15 protein-coding genes are annotated in these 16943 nt (G+C 39.3%); 10 read left to right on the top strand and 5 right to left on the bottom strand.

What is annotated here, in order from left to right; translation table 11 throughout:
• Positions 1-2: 2 nt before the first annotated feature.
• The 7 genes from walK (at position 3) to rlmH (ending at position 7036) form a co-directional block, all read left to right on the top strand.
• A complete protein-coding gene (gene walK, locus AAHB12_RS21490; RefSeq protein ID WP_342046992.1) occupies positions 3-1832 on the top strand; it encodes a cell wall metabolism sensor histidine kinase WalK in 1830 nt (609 codons plus the stop codon).
• A complete protein-coding gene (locus AAHB12_RS21485) occupies positions 1829-3175 on the top strand; it encodes a YycH family regulatory protein (protein WP_342046989.1) in 1347 nt (448 codons plus the stop codon). Before walK ends, AAHB12_RS21485 begins: the two co-directional genes overlap by 4 nt.
• Positions 3162-3977: a two-component system regulatory protein YycI gene (locus tag AAHB12_RS21480; RefSeq protein ID WP_342046988.1), complete on the top strand. Its 816-nt coding sequence runs from the start codon at positions 3162-3164 to the stop codon at positions 3975-3977. The genes AAHB12_RS21485 and AAHB12_RS21480 overlap by 14 nt, the downstream gene beginning before the upstream one ends.
• Positions 3974-4768, top strand: a complete 795-nt coding sequence (locus AAHB12_RS21475; RefSeq protein WP_129728644.1) for an MBL fold metallo-hydrolase — start codon at positions 3974-3976, stop codon at positions 4766-4768. Before AAHB12_RS21480 ends, AAHB12_RS21475 begins: the two co-directional genes overlap by 4 nt.
• A 64-nt stretch (positions 4769-4832) precedes the next feature.
• On the top strand, positions 4833-6059 hold the full coding sequence (locus tag AAHB12_RS21470) for a S1C family serine protease (RefSeq protein ID WP_129728645.1): 1227 nt from the start codon (positions 4833-4835) through the stop codon (positions 6057-6059).
• A gap of 252 nt (positions 6060-6311) precedes the next feature.
• Positions 6312-6482 (top strand): CxxH/CxxC protein, encoded by a 171-nt coding sequence (locus AAHB12_RS21465; RefSeq protein WP_129728646.1) that lies wholly within the window; start codon positions 6312-6314, stop codon positions 6480-6482.
• Positions 6483-6556: 74 nt separating this feature from the next.
• Positions 6557-7036 (top strand): 23S rRNA (pseudouridine(1915)-N(3))-methyltransferase RlmH, encoded by a 480-nt coding sequence (gene rlmH / locus AAHB12_RS21460; protein ID WP_129728647.1) that lies wholly within the window; start codon positions 6557-6559, stop codon positions 7034-7036.
• 120 nt (positions 7037-7156) lie between these two features.
• Here rlmH and AAHB12_RS21455 read toward each other — a convergent pair whose 3' ends face one another.
• The 5 genes from AAHB12_RS21455 to AAHB12_RS21435 all read right to left on the bottom strand — a co-directional run bounded on the left by AAHB12_RS21455 (position 7157) and on the right by AAHB12_RS21435 (position 13112).
• Positions 7157-8380, bottom strand: coding sequence for an L-lactate MFS transporter (locus tag AAHB12_RS21455; protein WP_342046987.1), 1224 nt, complete (start codon positions 8378-8380; stop codon positions 7157-7159).
• Positions 8381-8516: 136 nt separating this feature from the next.
• Entirely contained in the window at positions 8517-9281 is a 765-nt protein-coding gene (locus AAHB12_RS21450) for a LytR/AlgR family response regulator transcription factor (protein WP_129728649.1), read from the bottom strand.
• Entirely contained in the window at positions 9262-10938 is a 1677-nt protein-coding gene (locus AAHB12_RS21445) for a sensor histidine kinase (protein ID WP_129728650.1), read from the bottom strand. Before AAHB12_RS21445 ends, AAHB12_RS21450 begins: the two co-directional genes overlap by 20 nt.
• A gap of 423 nt (positions 10939-11361) precedes the next feature.
• Positions 11362-12435 carry a sensor histidine kinase gene (locus tag AAHB12_RS21440; RefSeq protein WP_342046985.1) on the bottom strand — a complete coding sequence of 358 codons (1074 nt, stop codon included), beginning with the start codon at positions 12433-12435 and terminating at the stop codon, positions 11362-11364.
• Entirely contained in the window at positions 12432-13112 is a 681-nt protein-coding gene (locus AAHB12_RS21435; RefSeq protein ID WP_342046984.1) for a response regulator transcription factor, read from the bottom strand. The genes AAHB12_RS21440 and AAHB12_RS21435 overlap by 4 nt, the downstream gene beginning before the upstream one ends.
• Before the next feature lie 185 nt (positions 13113-13297).
• Here AAHB12_RS21435 and AAHB12_RS21430 point away from each other — a divergent pair, with 185 nt between their 5' ends.
• The 3 genes from AAHB12_RS21430 to AAHB12_RS21420 all read left to right on the top strand — a co-directional run bounded on the left by AAHB12_RS21430 (position 13298) and on the right by AAHB12_RS21420 (position 16679).
• Positions 13298-14323, top strand: a complete 1026-nt coding sequence (locus AAHB12_RS21430; protein WP_342046982.1) for an ATP-binding cassette domain-containing protein — start codon at positions 13298-13300, stop codon at positions 14321-14323.
• Positions 14320-15135, top strand: a complete 816-nt coding sequence (locus AAHB12_RS21425; RefSeq protein WP_342046979.1) for an ABC transporter permease — start codon at positions 14320-14322, stop codon at positions 15133-15135. Before AAHB12_RS21430 ends, AAHB12_RS21425 begins: the two co-directional genes overlap by 4 nt.
• 752 nt (positions 15136-15887) lie before the next feature.
• On the top strand, positions 15888-16679 hold the full coding sequence (locus tag AAHB12_RS21420) for a hypothetical protein (protein WP_342046978.1): 792 nt from the start codon (positions 15888-15890) through the stop codon (positions 16677-16679).
• Positions 16680-16943: the final 264 nt, after the last annotated feature.

Here is a 16943-nt window from a genome sequence, read left to right as displayed (position 1 = left end):
TCATGAAAAAAGTTGGATTTTTTCAATCAATTCATTTGAAATTTGTTTTAATTTATATGCTTCTCATCCTGCTTGCTACACAAGTTATTGGTGTGTACTTTGTAAATGAATTAGAGCAGAAGCTTTTAACAAATTTTCAAGATTCATTAGCGAAGCGTACGGACCTGTTGGCATATAATGTGCAGCAAGAGCTAGTAAAGAAACGTGAAAAGACGGATACAACGACAACGGACATAAAAAGTTTGCTGCAGGATTTTGCTTCTAGTTCAAGGGATGACATTCGGGAAGTTCAGGTAATTAATGAAAGTAGTATTGTACTTGCTACATCAGATCAATACAATCAAGGGATTGTTGGAAAGAAAACGACAGATATCCTTGTCAAACGAACTCTCTTATCGGGTGCGTCTGATAAAAAGATGGAGATCCAACCTTCTGATGGAAAGCGCATGCAAATTACCACAGTTCCGGTAAAAGAAAATGGAAAAACAGTTGCTGTTATTTACACAATGGCTTCTATGGAAGATGTATATGGACAGATGCGGCAAATCAATCAAATTTTTGCAACAGGAACGGTGATTGCGCTTCTAGTAACCGCAGTGCTAGGTATTCTTCTTGCCCAAACCATTACCCGTCCTATTTCTGAGATGCGAAGGCAAGCTGTAGAAATGGCAAAGGGAAACTACTCACGTAAGGTAAAGGTGTACGGCTACGACGAAATTGGACAGCTTGCATTGGCTTTTAACAATCTTTCTAAAAAACTGCGGCAAGCACGGGCTTCAACAGAAAGTGAACGACGCAAATTAATATCTGTGTTGTCGCATATGACTGATGGAGTAATTGCTACAGATAGAAAAGGATATATCATCCTGCTGAACGATCCAGCTGAGAAGTTATTGAATGTTTCACGTGAAACAGCGCTTGATCAGCCGATTACTAAGATACTCGGCATTGAAGAGGAATATACACTTGATAATCTATATGAGGAACCAGACTCTGTTATTTTAGATTATAGTACAAGAGATGAGCATTATATTCTACGGGCAAGTTTTTCAGTAATTCAAAAGGAAACTGGAAAATCAAATGGCCTGATTGCAGTTTTATATGATGTAACTGAACAGGAACGAATTGATCGTGAGCGAAGAGAATTTGTTGCAAATGTCTCACATGAGCTTCGCACGCCGCTAACTACGATGAGGAGCTATTTGGAAGCTCTAAGTGAAGGAGCTTGGCAAAACGCTGAAATTGCTCCAAGGTTTCTTTCTGTCGCGCAGGATGAGACTGAGCGTATGATTCGGCTAGTAAATGACCTGTTGCGCCTTTCTAAAATGGATAGCACAGAATATCATCTTATGAAGGAATGGGTAGATTTTACCGAATTTTTCAACCGTATTATTGAACGATTTGAGATGTCAAAGGAGCAAAATGCCACCTTTAAACGGGCATTCTCCAAAAAGACACGATTTATTGAAATTGATGAGGATAAGATTACGCAGGTTTTGTATAACATCATTTCAAATGCTTTAAAGTATTCTCCAGAGGGGGGCACGGTTACATATCGTCTTCGTGATAGAGGAGAAGCGCTTGAAGTGAGTATAAGTGACCAGGGAATGGGAATTCCAAAAGATAATGTGAATAAAATATTTGATCGCTTTTATCGTGTGGATAAAGCGAGGTCCCGACAGCTTGGGGGTACTGGACTTGGCTTAGCAATTGCAAAGGAAATGGTACAGGCGCATGGCGGAGCAATCTGGGCAAAGAGTGAGGAAGGGAAAGGAACGACCATTTACTTCACTCTTCCGATGGAACGGGATCAAGAGGATGATTGGGAATGAGCATGGAGAACTTTAAGACCATTTTGCTTTTAAATTTAGTGGTGATCAGTATCTTTCTGACATATAACCTGTGGACGTACCAGCCTGATTCAAGTATGGTACAGAACGAGAAATATATTCAGGATGTTCCCTCTGTGACAAAAAAGGATTTATCAGCAATTATTTTTCCATCTCAAATGATTGTGCATAAGGGGCTTGAGCATTATGCGAGCGAGCAAATTCTTCGTATTAATCCGGCTTATAAAATTTTGGAGCAAGGGGAATTTGACAACTTTAAGGATGTTTCTTATAAAATACCTAAAAGTCAATTTCTCTCTTTTGTACACGCCAAAAATAGAGTAGAATTTGTCTTCCCAGCGGAGATTCCGTTTGAAGTGTTCAAAAACCTTTTTTCCATTCAAGAAAAGGATATGGAGCCACAAACTTTTGATCGATTGCTCATTAACTTATATCCAAATGAAAATAGCAAGGATGAGGTGCAAGCCTTTTTTGTTTCTTATGAGAGCCGGAAGATTTACAGCGCGACCTTAAAGGGAATTGCAGTGAAGGATTTAGTTAATACAAGCAATGAGTTTGCTGGACAAGCAGATGAATATTTTATGTATGCTATAGATGAAACGCGAGCGATATTTCTGCCAGAAGATAATGTGAATATGAAGCAAATGTTTTATGTAACAAGTGACCTTGACGAAGAAATGTTTCAAAACATTTTGTTCACGGATCCGCGCTATGTGAAACAAGATAAAACAAGCTCATGGGAAATGTATACGGATGGGACCCGTCTTCTTCGCATTTTTAATACTACGCAAATGCTTGAATATGAGAATTCATCTGTTTCCCAGAAGGAAGTTCTAACAGGTGCGCCGCTTGTTCAACAGAGTATTGACTTTATTAATAATCATGGTGGCTGGACAGACTCCTATCGCTTATACAATGTGATACCTGGGAAGGGGGAGACTGTATTTCGTCTGCATGCTGATAATAGTTTTCCTGTTTTCAATACAGACGGCATGTCTTCTTTAAAGCTCGGCTGGGGATTGAACGAGATTCGTTCCTTTAAGCGTCCTCTATTTTGGTTATTTGTAAAAAAAGAGGAAGATACGATAGTAGAGCTGCCTTCAGGAAGAACTATTCTTTCCTTTATACAACAAAATGCAAAAGATAGTATGAAGGAGATTAAAAATATTGCAGTTGGATATGAGCTAGAGCCTGATGTAGGGCTGAATGGAGAAAAGGTTATTGGAGTGAAGCTTAATCCTATTTGGTATATCTCCTATGGTGATTCCTATAAGAAGATAGAATGGGATGCAGAGAAAGGGGGAGAACTCGTTGGATTGGAATAAGATCAAAACCATTTTTATTATCACATTCCTAATCCTAGATATCTTCCTCTTTTTTCAATTTATTCAAAAACGCAACAATAGCCAACTAGAAATAATGGTGGAAGAAAATATTGAAGAACAGCTTGCGGCAAATAAAATTACGCATGTGGATTTGCCAAAGGAGCCTGCTCAGGCTGCTTATATTACAGGAAAGAGCAGGGAATTTCACGAGGAAGAAACCCGTTCTTTAAAAGGACAAACAGTTGTCCTGTTAGATTCGAAAACTATCCATAGTAGCCTTAAGGATCCTATTGCAATTCCAAAAACTGATAAAGGTTATTTTTTCGAAGAGTTCCTGCGCGACTCTGTTTTGGATGGAACAAAGTATAAATACTGGAAGCTTGATGAGAAGGAGAAAAAGATTTATTTTTTTCAGCAATTCAAAGGAAAGAACATTTTTCATAACCAGTATGCAGCAATTGTTGCTGATATAAATGAAAAAAATGAGATTGTGTCCTATACACAAACAATGTTGACAGATGTAAAAGAAATGGGTGGAGAGAGTAAGGCTCAGGAGATTATTACAGCAACAAAAGCTTTAAAGACCTTGTATTTAAAGGGAGAGATTGAATCAGGAAGCCGTGTAACAAAGGTAGAATTAGGATATTATACAGTCGTTATTCCTTCATCCTCCGGGTTTCAGGTTATTGCCCCAACATGGCATTTTGTGTTGAATGGGAAAGATGACTATTTCGTAAATGCGATTGAAGGACAAATTATTCGAATGGGCAAGGATAACACACAATGGAGTGAAGTGAAATGAGTTTACGTTTCAGTGTACTTGCCAGTGGAAGTACAGGAAATATGCTATATGCAGGAACAGATAAGCAGAAGCTTTTAGTAGATGCCGGGTTGAGCGGAAAGGCAGCAGAGGCTCTCTTTAAACAAGTTGGTGCTGATATACAGGAAGTTGCCGGAATTCTAGTGACGCATGAACATAGTGACCATATTAAAGGGCTTGGTGTGCTGGCACGAAAATATAAATTGCCAATTTACGCAAATGAAAAAACATGGAAGGCAATGGAGCATCTTATTGGTGAAGTACCGACTGAACAGAAATTTGTCTTTCCTGTTGGTGCTGTTCAATCATTTGGAGACATAGACGTAGAATCCTTTGGCGTATCGCATGATGCAGCTGAGCCAATGTTCTATGTATTTCATCATGCTGGCAAAAAGCTGGTCCTTATTACAGACACAGGATATGTAAGTGATCGGATGAAAGGCATTATTAAAGGAGCAGATGCTTTTATATTTGAAAGTAATCATGATGTAGAAATGCTTCGAATGGGTCGTTACCCGTGGAGTGTAAAGAGGCGCATCCTGAGTGATGTAGGTCATGTTTCTAATGAGGATGCAGCTCTAGCAATGGCGGAAGTGATTACAGATAATACAAAGCATATATATTTAGCTCACCTAAGCCAGGATAATAACATGAAAGAGCTGGCTCGGCTGTCTGTTTCTCAGGTGCTTGAAGGAAAAGGATTTGAGATTGGGAGGGCTCTCCAGCTGCATGACACAGATCCTAAAAATCCAACGAAAATTCAATACGTATAATTCTCTCTTTTAGCGAACAATAAGAGGGAATCATGGATGTTTTCGGAAGGATAGGTGAGCAAATATGTCTTTTTTTGATGAACATGAATATGAAAGCAAGGAACGAAGAAGAGGAAAGACAGGACGTTTTAGCAGAAATGTTGTCATTTCAGGTGTAGCGGGCACGCTTGTAGGTGCTACCTTGTTTGCTTTTGCGGTCCCAACCTTTTCAAGGCTCAATCCGCCTCGAAACGAGGGACAAGTACAAGTAAAAACAAGTGAAGTGAAGTCCTACACAGCTCCGCTCACACAAAACGTCGCATCGAGTACAGAAGATATTCGTTCCGGCTTTGTCAGTGCTGTGGATAAAGCATCAGAAGCTGTTGTTGGAGTAATTAACATTCAACGAGATAGTTTTTCAGAGGAAGATGCTGAAGCAGGAACCGGTTCAGGTGTCATTTATAAAAAAGCGAATGGAAAGGCATATGTGGTCACAAACCATCATGTTGTAGAAGGTGCGAACCGAATTGAAATCAGTCTAAGCGATGGTAAAAAAGTACCAGCAGATATCTTAGGGAGTGATGTTGTCACGGATTTGGCTGTGCTGCAAATGGATGAGAAATATGCAGCAAAGGTCATTGAGATTGGAGACTCTACTAAGGTGCAGCGCGGTGAACCTGCTATTGCGATTGGAAATCCACTAGGCTTAGAATTTTCCGGTACGGTTACACAAGGTATTATTTCAGCAACTGAACGTATCTTGCCTGTGGATCTGGATAATGATGGCCATTATGATTGGCAGGTTGAGGTACTGCAAACTGATGCTGCAATCAATCCTGGAAACAGCGGCGGTGCGCTTGTAAATGTAGATGGAAAGCTGATCGGCATTAACTCAATGAAAATTGCTACGGAGGCAGTTGAAGGCATCGGCCTTGCTATTCCGATTTCAAGGGCGGTTCCTATTATTCAAGAACTTGAAAAGACAGGTAAGGTAAAACGTCCATACCTAGGTGTGGAGCTTCGTTCACTTAATGAGATTCCTACTTATTACTGGGAAAAAACATTACAGCTGCCGACCAATGTAACATCGGGGGTATGTGTGCTAGATGTGAAAAGTCCATCTCCTGCCTCAAGAGAAGGAATGCATGAATATGATGTTATTGTTGAAGTTGATGGTAAACCAGTACATGATATCATTGAATTTCGTACAATCCTGTATAGTAAGAAAATAAATGATACAATGAAGATTGTCTTCTATCGAGGTAGTGAACAAAAAACGGCAACAGTAAAGCTTGCTGAAGAAAATTATTAAAACAGGGGAGGTCTCTCTCTCCTGTTTTCTCGCACTTTAAGAAAGTATAAATTTCTAGCAGGAAGACAGTTCGACGTAGTTAGGAATTTTAGGAATAAAGTATAAGTGCAACTACGCCTCTGTCTTCGCCCAAGGGCATGGCTCGCCAATCGGCGAGTTTTCTTTATGTGTTTTAAGGAGTATGAGTATAGCTCCTAGAGCTCTATCTGCTTTTTTCTATGATTATATCCTGTGGATAAGTGAGGTGAGAAAATGGACATTGCATGCTGTCAGGAACATGTAGAGCTAGCGCTAGATATTATTGTAGATGAGTTCGAGGTAGCACCAGTTATCCACAATGTTATCAACAGCGGAGATGAAAAAAAGCCCTGTGAATATTGTCAACATGATGCGAAATATATTGTTTCAAGCGAAATTGAGTAAGAGAACCTGTGGATGAATTATGTGGATATGTTGATAACTTTTGTGGATAAGATATGTGTAAGGTAGGGGTTTTTGTGAATATCTCAATTATATCAATCGGTAAATTAAAGGAAAAATATTTAAAACAAGGAATTGACGAGTACCTAAAGCGCCTATCCTCCTATGCCAAGGTAGAAATTATGGAGTTGTCAGATGAAAAAGCTCCCGAAAATTTAAGTGACGCAGAGATGCTGATGGTTAAAGAAAAGGAAGGAATCCGTATTCTTGAAAAAATCAGTGAGGATACACATGTTATTGCTTTAGCTATTGAAGGAAAAATGAAATCATCCGAGGAATTAGCTAAGGATTTAGATCGTCTTGCTACATACGGAAAGAGTAAAATTGCATTTATTATTGGCGGTTCATTAGGTCTAAGCAAGGATGTAATGAACCGTGCAAATGATACATTATCTTTTTCAAAGATGACGTTTCCCCATCAGCTGATGAGGCTGATTTTGCTGGAGCAGGTGTACCGGGCATTTCGGATTAACCGGAATGAACCGTATCATAAGTAAATGAGGTTTTTGTGAATAAAAGGTACCTCTATTTTAGAGATACCTTTTAGTACATTATTAGTCTGATACAGTGAATTGTGAAGGCCATTTGCAGAGATTAACCAATCTTTGTAGCCGAAATCATGCGGCTTGAATTTTTTCGTTTCTTTTTTCTTTTTTCAAAGCAGCTCTTTGACCCGGTGCCTTTATAAACAGAGCAATGATTACTGAGATTATACTCAACACTGCAATGAATGTGAAAGTAGAAGCAAAGCCGCCAAGTGCTGCGGCAATAAATGATCCAGACAATGCACCAATCCCAAACCCTTGATAAACAATCCCATAGTTTTTACTTTGGTTTTTTAAGCCAAAGAAATCAGCAACAATTGCTGGGAAGATGGTTATATTTCCACCGAAACAGAAAGCAATTCCTGCAACACACGCAAAGAACAATCCATAATTTAGTTTGACAAAGCTTAAAACAGATACTGCTATTGCGGTCATCAACAAAGCGCCCGCTACCACTTTTAAACGGCCAACTCTATCAGATAATGCTCCAAGGATAATGCGGCCAATTGTATTGAAAATTGCTACTAATGCTACGGCATTGGCAGCTGTTGTCACATCCAAACCAGCTAAACTTACACCGATATCTTTTACAATTCCGATTAGATATAAACCGCTCATACATGCAGTAAAAAACATAATAAACAATAAGTAAGCTTCCTTGGTTTTAAGCATTTCTTTGACTGTATAGTCATTAGCCTGTACCCCTTTAACGGACTGGGACTGACTTGTTACCTGTGCCTCGCGAACTAAGAATGAACCGCCTATAACCAGAATCATCACGATTATGCCCCAGTATAAAAACGTATGAGATACGCCAACGTTTTGAATTAGTGCTCCGTTAATGTATTTGAACAGCAAACTGCCTGTTCCATAAGCACCGACAGAAATTCCGGAAATAAGCCCTTTTTTCTCCGGAAACCACTTAATAAGATTTGACAATGATGTGATGTAAGCAGAACCATCGGCAAATCCAACCACAACACCAGCCATGATGTAAAGCATCCATAATGCTGAGACTTGTGAGCTAATGATTAATCCTGCGCCTAAAACAATGCCTGCAGTTACGATTAAGCGGCGAATGCCCCAGTGATCCTGGAGTTTGCCGGCAAATAATGTTGAAAAAGCTAAAGCAAAGCTTGTTATTGAAAAAGTAATGGCTACCGAGTTCAATTGCCAGCCAAAGTGGTCAACCAATGGTTGGTTAAATAAGCTCCATGTGTAAATAGAGCCTAACCCCATTTGAACAATAATAGTTCCCAGAACAATCAACCAGCGATTACTTGTTTGTGAATTCATGTTAAATCTTCCCTTCTAACTTACGAGACCAATGTAGGCCTCTTGGTAGATTGCGTTTATAAGAAGATCATAACATTAAAAAAAGTTATGGAACCGCATTCAGAACCAAATGCTTAAAGAATGGAATGAATTGCAGTTAAAATCGCATAATTTGTCGGAACTCTTTTACTTTGCTTCGGCTTACAGGAATCTCAGCATTAAAGGATTTAAGATTAATCACATAGGTTTGGTTAAACCAAGGGACAATTTCACTGATCTTGGATAAATTCACAGTATAAGAGCGATGGCAGCGAAAAAAAAGATTCTGGGGCAAAGTAGAATGGAACTCTGATATGCTCATTGGCATCGTATATTCTTCATGCAATGTATAGACCAGTGTTACCTTTTCGCTCGCCATCGCGTAATAAATATCATTCACATCTGTGACAATTATTTTATCGTTTTTTCGTAAGTTTACTCGGACATCGGTTCCCAGGCCTTTGATTGAGTCACCTTTTTGGAAAGATAACTCCTTTTCTTTATCTGTTTGATTTAGATCACGTAAAAAAGTAGCTTCGAGCTTATGCAACATGGCAGCAATCCGCTTCTCATCATAGGGCTTGAGAATGTAATCAAAGGCCTCAAGTGCAAATGCCTGAGCTGCATGCTCTTTGTATGCTGTTGTAAAAATAATATAGGGTTTTTTTGCAAACTTACTTATGTTTCCAGCCAGCAGCATCCCATCAAGGGATGGAATGTTGATATCAAGAAAAATAGCATCTGTATCATTTTCTTGTAAAAATTTTAGGACATCTAATCCATCTTCAAAGCAATTAGTTACTTGAATGCTACTATGTGTCTCAATCAAATATTTTAATTCTTCTTGTGCGGGAAATTCATCCTCAACAATGATCGCTTTCATCTTTTCTCCTCTCAATATCGAAATAAACTTCAGTACCCGGAGATAACCTTTTGATGATTAGTCCTTTGCCATAAATCAATCTTACACGCTGATGTACATTATATAATCCAATTTGCTTTGCAGGAACATCATCACGGTACAAATTCTCTATCACTTCATCTGATATCCCAGCTCCCGTGTCCTTCACGCTAACCCGGACCTTATCACCTAGGTCATTCACAGCAATTGTGACAGTACCAGGACCCTTTGTTTTTAGTATGCCATGAATAATTGCATTTTCGACCAGCGGCTGAATAAGCAGACTTGGAAGTTTTAATTTTACCTTTTCAATATCATATTCCACCTGAAGTTTAGAGCCAAAACGAGCCTTTTCAATTTCAACATAATCATGTACCTGTTGTAATTCGTCATGAATATCGATAAATTCATCGCTTAGCTCCAGATTGTACCGCATATAGCTTGATAAAGTAATAATCAACTCGCGGGCCTTTTCTGGATTGCGCCGAGTTGTTGACGCAATGGCATTCAGGGCATTGAAAAGAAAATGCGGGTTAATTTTTGTTTGCAGTGCCTTTAGTTCTGCTTTGTTGGCCGCCTCCTTAATCTGTTCGACACGGGATATCTCCATTAGGGTGGAAATAATTTGTGATAAACCAATTGCCATCGTTTGCAAAGGATAGGTCATTTTAGAGGCTTTGCGATAATAAATTTTGAGAGTTCCCGTGACTTCCCCTCGCTCTTCAAACGGCATGATGAGCAGGGACTGAATTTCAGGAGTTGGTTGATCAGACACACGATTTCTAATTGTGATTTCACCGCTGCGGATCGCTGCTTTCGTTAGATCGCTGATGATTTCTTGTCCGATGTTATACCGTTCCTCACCAAAGCCGACATAAGCGAGAACAATTTTTGTATCGGTTATGGCCACTGCATCGGCATTAATTTGATCCTTGATGATTATGCAAATTTTTTTCAACGATTCTGTATTGATCGAACGAAAATAAGGCAATGTTTTATTGGCAATGTCCAAGGCTAACTTTGCTTGTTTAGCAGCAATCATTTCCTTCTCATCCTCCACACTCATTACCAATAAAACAATCAAGCCGACATTGACTTCGCCTACAATCATTGGAAAGCCAATTTTTGATACAATATCCAGGCCAAGTTTAAAGGGTTCTGCCATAGCAAGTATCAATAGCATGGTAAGGACTTCGCAGCTCATACCTGCGGCAATCCCGTAAATCCAACGCTGTGATTTTTTTACTTTAATGTTAATAAGCCCGGATGCTATCCCGGCAATAATGCTTGTTATCAGGCATGGAACAGATGTTACTCCATCGATATCAATTAAATAACGATGCACACCTGAAACAATTCCGGTAATGATCCCTACCCAAGGCCCGAATAATATGCCCCCGGACATGACAGCGATAATTCTTACATTGACTAAAGAACCTTCTACTTTGATTCCGGAATAGGTTCCAAAAACGGCAAATAAACAAAAGATAAGAGTAATGATAATTCTCTCCGAAAGCGTGTGCTGTTCTCTATGGAGAGATTCTTTAAACCTGGGAACCCTTGTTAAAAAAAACAAGCAAATTAATAGTAGTGCCGCCCGTTCAAAAATATGGATTAGCATTTCTAATGATGGATTCATCTTAAGTTCCTTTCCAAGTGATTATATTTCGCCTATTTTTAGTATAGTACTATACTAAAAATAAGAAAGCATATGTTTCTGCTTAAAATAAAGCGGCAGGGGACATTACTGCAACGAAAAAAAATGAACTTGAACTTCACAATGAGGTAATTGGATGGGATACCGGTAGTAAGAAAAATACCAGCAAGGAAGAAACAATATGAGCTTAATTCCCTACCCATTGTTTTATCAAATAAAGATTTGAATAGAACTCTCATTAGATACGTTACGGTGAACCGATCATAAGTAAATGAGTTTTTTACCTTTAGCCATTTGTTTTTAGTATTTGGCTATTGTTTAAAAGGAATGAATGAAGACGAAAGCAAAAAAACGAAAAGGATACCGAGTTTCATTAAACGATATCCTTTTCGTATCAATCGGTTGTTATAGAGCAATTGGCAATACTACTATTATTTCGGTACCTTCTTTAGGTGAACTTTCTACCTGTATATGACCTTTATGCATTTCAATAATTTTCTTTACAATTGAAAGTCCTAATCCACTGCCGCCATTGGATCGGCTCCTTGCTGGATCAGCCTTATAGAATCGCTCAAAAATATGCATTTGAACTTCTTTCGTCATCCCAATTCCCGTGTCTTTAATGATCACCGCTATCCTACCCGTTTCTTGTTTTTCTAATTTCACTGTAATTTTCCCATTCATCGGTGTAAATTTAATACTATTATGGATTAAATTAATCCAGACTTGATCCATCAAGTCCTCGTCAGCATTAATAGTCAGCTTATTTAGAGAAACTTCCATTTCAAGGTCCTTATTTCTCCATTGTGGTTCAATCGAAAGGATTACTCTCCGTAATTGCTGGTCTAGACGATATGTTTTTGGCTCAAATGGTGGATGGTCGGACTCTAATGAGGTCAGCTTTAACAGATTTTCGCTTAGTTTTGAAAGACGCATGCTTTCGACTTCAATAATATGCAGGTACTGTGAATGTTCCTCCTTAGATAAATTTTCATTTTTTAAGGCATGAGCAAAACCGGAAATGGATGTTAAAGGTGATTGAATTTCATGGGAAACATTGGAGATGAACTCTTGGCGCATTTGTTCCATCTCTCCGAGCTCTTTTGCCATATGGCTAATACTTTCTGCTATTTCATTAAAAGGATGATTTCGATTTCCAAACTCTTCCTTGTAGAAAGAAAGATCAATATTAAAGTTCCCTTGATCCATCTTTTTTATCGCATCAATCATGGGACGTAAAAAGAGGCTCTGCTTTTCCTGAAAAAATCTAATTTTAGAAATGCCATATATGATTAGGCCAAACAGGAAAAATCCAAAAAATGAATTGATAATCTGCCCCATATATGAGGATAAACTATTTCTTGAAAAAACATCTAGAAACCACGGAGTGATGAAAAAAGCGGCCGTCCAGCATATAAACAACAGGAGTAAAATGGCTGCAACCTCACCGCTTTTTTTTAAGAACTTGATGATTTTCATTTTTTTGCCTCTAAACGATAACCAAGACCGCGAATCGTAGTAATTTTAAAAGAGCAGTTCCCATCTGAGAAACGCTGCCGAAGACGTTTAATGTGAACGTCGACAGTTCGCTCGTCCCCTTCATAATCATAACCCCAAATATCTTCAATTAACTGTTCCCTTGAAAAGGTTTTGCCAGGATATGCTGCAAACTTATACAAAAGTTCAAATTCCTTAAGCGGTAAGGTCATTTCATTCGTGCCATTAAACACTTGATAGGTAGAGCGATCAAGTTCCACATTTCCGATATTCACCTTATTTGAAAGGATGATCTGGTAACGTTTGAGTAATGCCTTTATTCTTGCAATCAATTCGGCTGGATGAAATGGTTTAACCAAATAGTCGTCAGCTCCAAGATCAAAGCCTTTTACTTTTTGGGCTGTTTCGCCCCTTGCCGTCAGCATCAAGATAGGGAGAGAATCAGAATAATAGGCTCTAATTGCCTCGCAAAGGTCCCAGCCATCCATGTTTGGCATCATGATATCAAGAATAATGAGATCGACTTTCTCAATATCAAGCAAGGTTAATGCCTCCTTCCCATCCTGCGCCTCGAGAATGGAGAAACCTTCCTCGGATAAGATGACATGAACTAATTTACGAATATGAGGGTCATCATCTACCATTAAAATCTTTGTCATGACATTCAATCCTTTTTCAGAGTGATAATTGTTTTCCATTTTTAAGAAATATTCAAGTGTTTTTAGTATACTCCTCCTTTATGAACTTAATATGAACAAGAAAGTGGAGAGCCATAGATTTGGAAGTTCATATTCAGTTCATAAATGCCTGTTAAGATGTAGCCAGTTATGGAGGAGGGATGGAAATGAAACATATACATGGAACAATTCCTGACAACGGTGATTGGGCTGTTGAAGCCCACGGACTCATTAAAAATTTTGGCGATAATCGTGCGGTTGATGGTGTAAATTTGAATGTACGGGCTGGTACCATCTATGGCCTACTTGGTCCCAATGGGGCAGGCAAAACCACTACGATTAGAATGCTGGTGACTTTACTGCGACCTGATGCAGGTTCGGCTCGCATCTTCGGGTATGACGTAGTAAAGGAGTCTCAGATCGTGCGTCAATTGATTGGGGTTACGGGTCAGTATGCCTCGGTTGATGAGTCACTAAGCGCTACCGAGAATTTAATCATTTTCTCCCGCTTGCTAGGGCTAGGGAGGGCAGAGTCCAAGCGGAAGGCAGCGGAGCTGTTGGAGGAATTTGGGCTAACAGAAGCAGCTCACCGTCCGTTGAAGAATTTTTCCGGTGGTATGCGACGCCGTCTGGATTTGGCAGCCAGTCTCATAGCACAGCCACCACTCATCTTTTTAGACGAACCGACTACAGGGCTTGATCCCCGCACACGTAATCAAATGTGGGACACCATTCGCCGATTGGTAAAGACAGGATCAACCGTCCTGTTAACAACACAGTACTTACAAGAAGCAGATGAACTGGCTGACAGGATTGCAGTGATCGATCGAGGCATCGTTGTTGCAGAGGGCACTGTAGATGAACTGAAGTCATCTGTTGGCAACTCATCTTTGCACCTGAGAATCCAAAATCCACTGGATATTGAGGCGGCTCGTCACATCGTTGAAAAGGTGCTTCAGGCCAAGTCAAACGTGTCGTCAGAAGGTGGGAAGATTATTGCACCGATGGCAGATGCGGACCGAGTCACGGATCTGTTTATTGCTTTTCGTGAGGCTGGAATCCACCTGGCAGAGTTGAGTATACAGAAACCGACACTTGATGAGGTCTTTTTGACCATTACAGGCCATAGTGCGAAGGAAGACACAACTAGTGTGCCTGAACAATGGGACGTAGTAGAGGAGGTAAGAAGATGAAAAATACATCATATCCGTCATTTGCCAATCGCCAACTGAAAAACAACACGGGCTTTGGTCAGACGGTACGGAATTCATTTACAATGGCCTATCGAGGTTTACTGAGGATACGGCGCACACCTGAGCAACTGTTCGACGTCACGCTCCAGCCAATTATCTTCACCCTAATGTTTACCTATATCTTTGGTGGGGCCATCTCAGGGAACGTAAAGAGCTATTTACCAGTCATCATTCCCGGCATCCTTGTTCAGACTGTAATAACGACTTCCATTGTCACGGGAGTCCAACTGCGTGAGGATATGGATAAGGGAGTATTCGACCGGTTTAAATCACTTCCTATTGCACGAATTGCTCCTTTGGCGGGCGCTCTTTTGGCGGACACTATCCGGTACACCATAGCTACCGTGCTTACCTTTACCATGGGGTATATCATGGGTTATCAGCCAGATGGAGGGCTGGGGAATGTTATCATTGCAGGAGTGCTGGTCATTGTATGTTCCTGGGCAATTAGCTGGATCTTTGCTTTCTTCGGTGTAATTGCACGAACGGCTTCTAGCGTACAAGGGATATCGATGCTTGCGCTGTTCCCACTCACGTTCCTTTCCAATGCTTTCGTTCCAGTTGATACGATGCCTAACTGGCTCCAATGGTTCGTAAAATTGAACCCGCTCTCACATCTAATTACTGCCGTTCGTGACCTTGTCAACAATGGAAATGCTGGATGGGATTGTGCGGTCTCCCTTATCGGTGCTGCAGCCATAGTGGCGATTTTTGCACCAATTACGGTCCGTGCTTATATGCGTCGAACCTAATAATTAACGATAGATTAATAGGGCCCTTAATAGGGATTTCTATTTACGTTTTAGGAAGGTATAAATTTCTGGATAGAAGTGAATTCGACATACTCGGAAATTTTGTATAACTATCTATTGCCTAAATTAAAATTGTTATCTTAATTGATCCGACATTAAAATGGCCCATTGCCTATAAAAAGGATTTTCCCTGTCAAATGGGAGGAGAATAGAAAACAAATTTGTGGTTAAGAGGACTCAAGCATCTTTATAACTGCTTAAGCTTTTTAGTTTTTGGTACTCGCTAAAAAAATACAGGGGTCCCAGTTAAAGAAAGTTTCACGTGAAACATTTTTCCTCACACTTTAAAGGAGTATAAATTTCTAGCTAAAAGACAATTCGACATAGTGAGAAATTTTAGGAATACAGTATAAGGGCGACTACGCCTTTGTCTTCATCCAAGGGCAGGGCTCGCCAGTCGGCAAGTTTTCTTTATTATAGGATATACAAATAAGACTTTATATTAGAGATTAATTAATTTGAAAGTTGCTTACCTTTCTTTTTAGTTATATTGAATTGCGGATGCCCAATCGTGAAGATATACTCATAAAATTAAGTAATTAATAATTTTGCACTCTTGTAATACTTGCAAGAGTGCTTTTGTGCGCACATTTTTTTTAAAATGGTCAAGTATCTTATATGCTGTCCTAGGATATTGAATATCCTATATTAACAGTAACAGAATAAAATATTTTCTTAAGGGGGAATCTATCTTGTTTTATCAACGAACTTACAATGATATAAACGGATACAAAAAAAATCTAAAGTCTCTGATCGGTTCGACAGTGCAATGTAACTTTGGAGGACCAGAGAGGGGAAAAGGAACACTTCTTAGGGTAGGCTTGGACTATTGTGTATTGCAATGTGATGAACAAGTATACTATTATCCATTGCATCATATTAAAGGCTATACATTTATCCGGGAAGCTGATGACTTAGAAGGAAATGAAAATGAAAGAGATAACAAGAATAAAAATAACTGCAACAACAAAAATTCAAAATATCCAGTTATTGTACCAGGCAGACGTTTCGTTGATGTTATTGACCGCTTAAAAGGGCGGAAAGTTCAATTCAACAAAGGACCAAGCAAGGTAAAGGGAATTGTGGTTGGACGTGATACAAACCATATTATACTTGAGGTTAACGATGAAGTGTTACATGTCTCTATATTCCACATTCAAAATATGTGCTGTGACCATCGCAAATCGAGTAATAACCAACAAGATCAAGACAATTCTCAAAATGACCAAAGTGATAGCAATAATAAAAACAGCAGCCAAACCGACAGTGAAGATAGTAGCCAAAACAGTAGTGAAGATAGTAGCCAAAACAGTAGCAGTAGCAATAAAGAATCAACCGAAATAAGAGAAGCTGTAGTTGGACGTGACGAGGAACCTGCTATGATTGAGGTTAACGATGAAATGTGGTATAGCTCTTTAACCTACAAACAAAGTGTGTACGAGTGGGACAGCTATTACTATAATACCAATAACAATAAACGCTAGTGATTCTTCACATTCTATCACCATGAATCCACACAGAGTATAGCTTGCAACACCGTATAACTGCAAGTGCCTTGACCTAAGGTTTGTACAAGCAATCAAATACTACATGACTGTGATACAAACATAATGAATAATTACTCTACATTCTACCCTCCTACTTACAAACCATTTTATATTCCCTTTCAATATGTGAAACAGGATTATTCTCTATCCTCTAAATATAATTCCGTATGACCTAACAAAAGAAAAGGAATAAAAGAAGGA

The organism is Bacillus sp. OTU530 (assembly GCF_038440375.1).
This window is presented reverse-complemented; position numbering and strand designations above follow the sequence as displayed.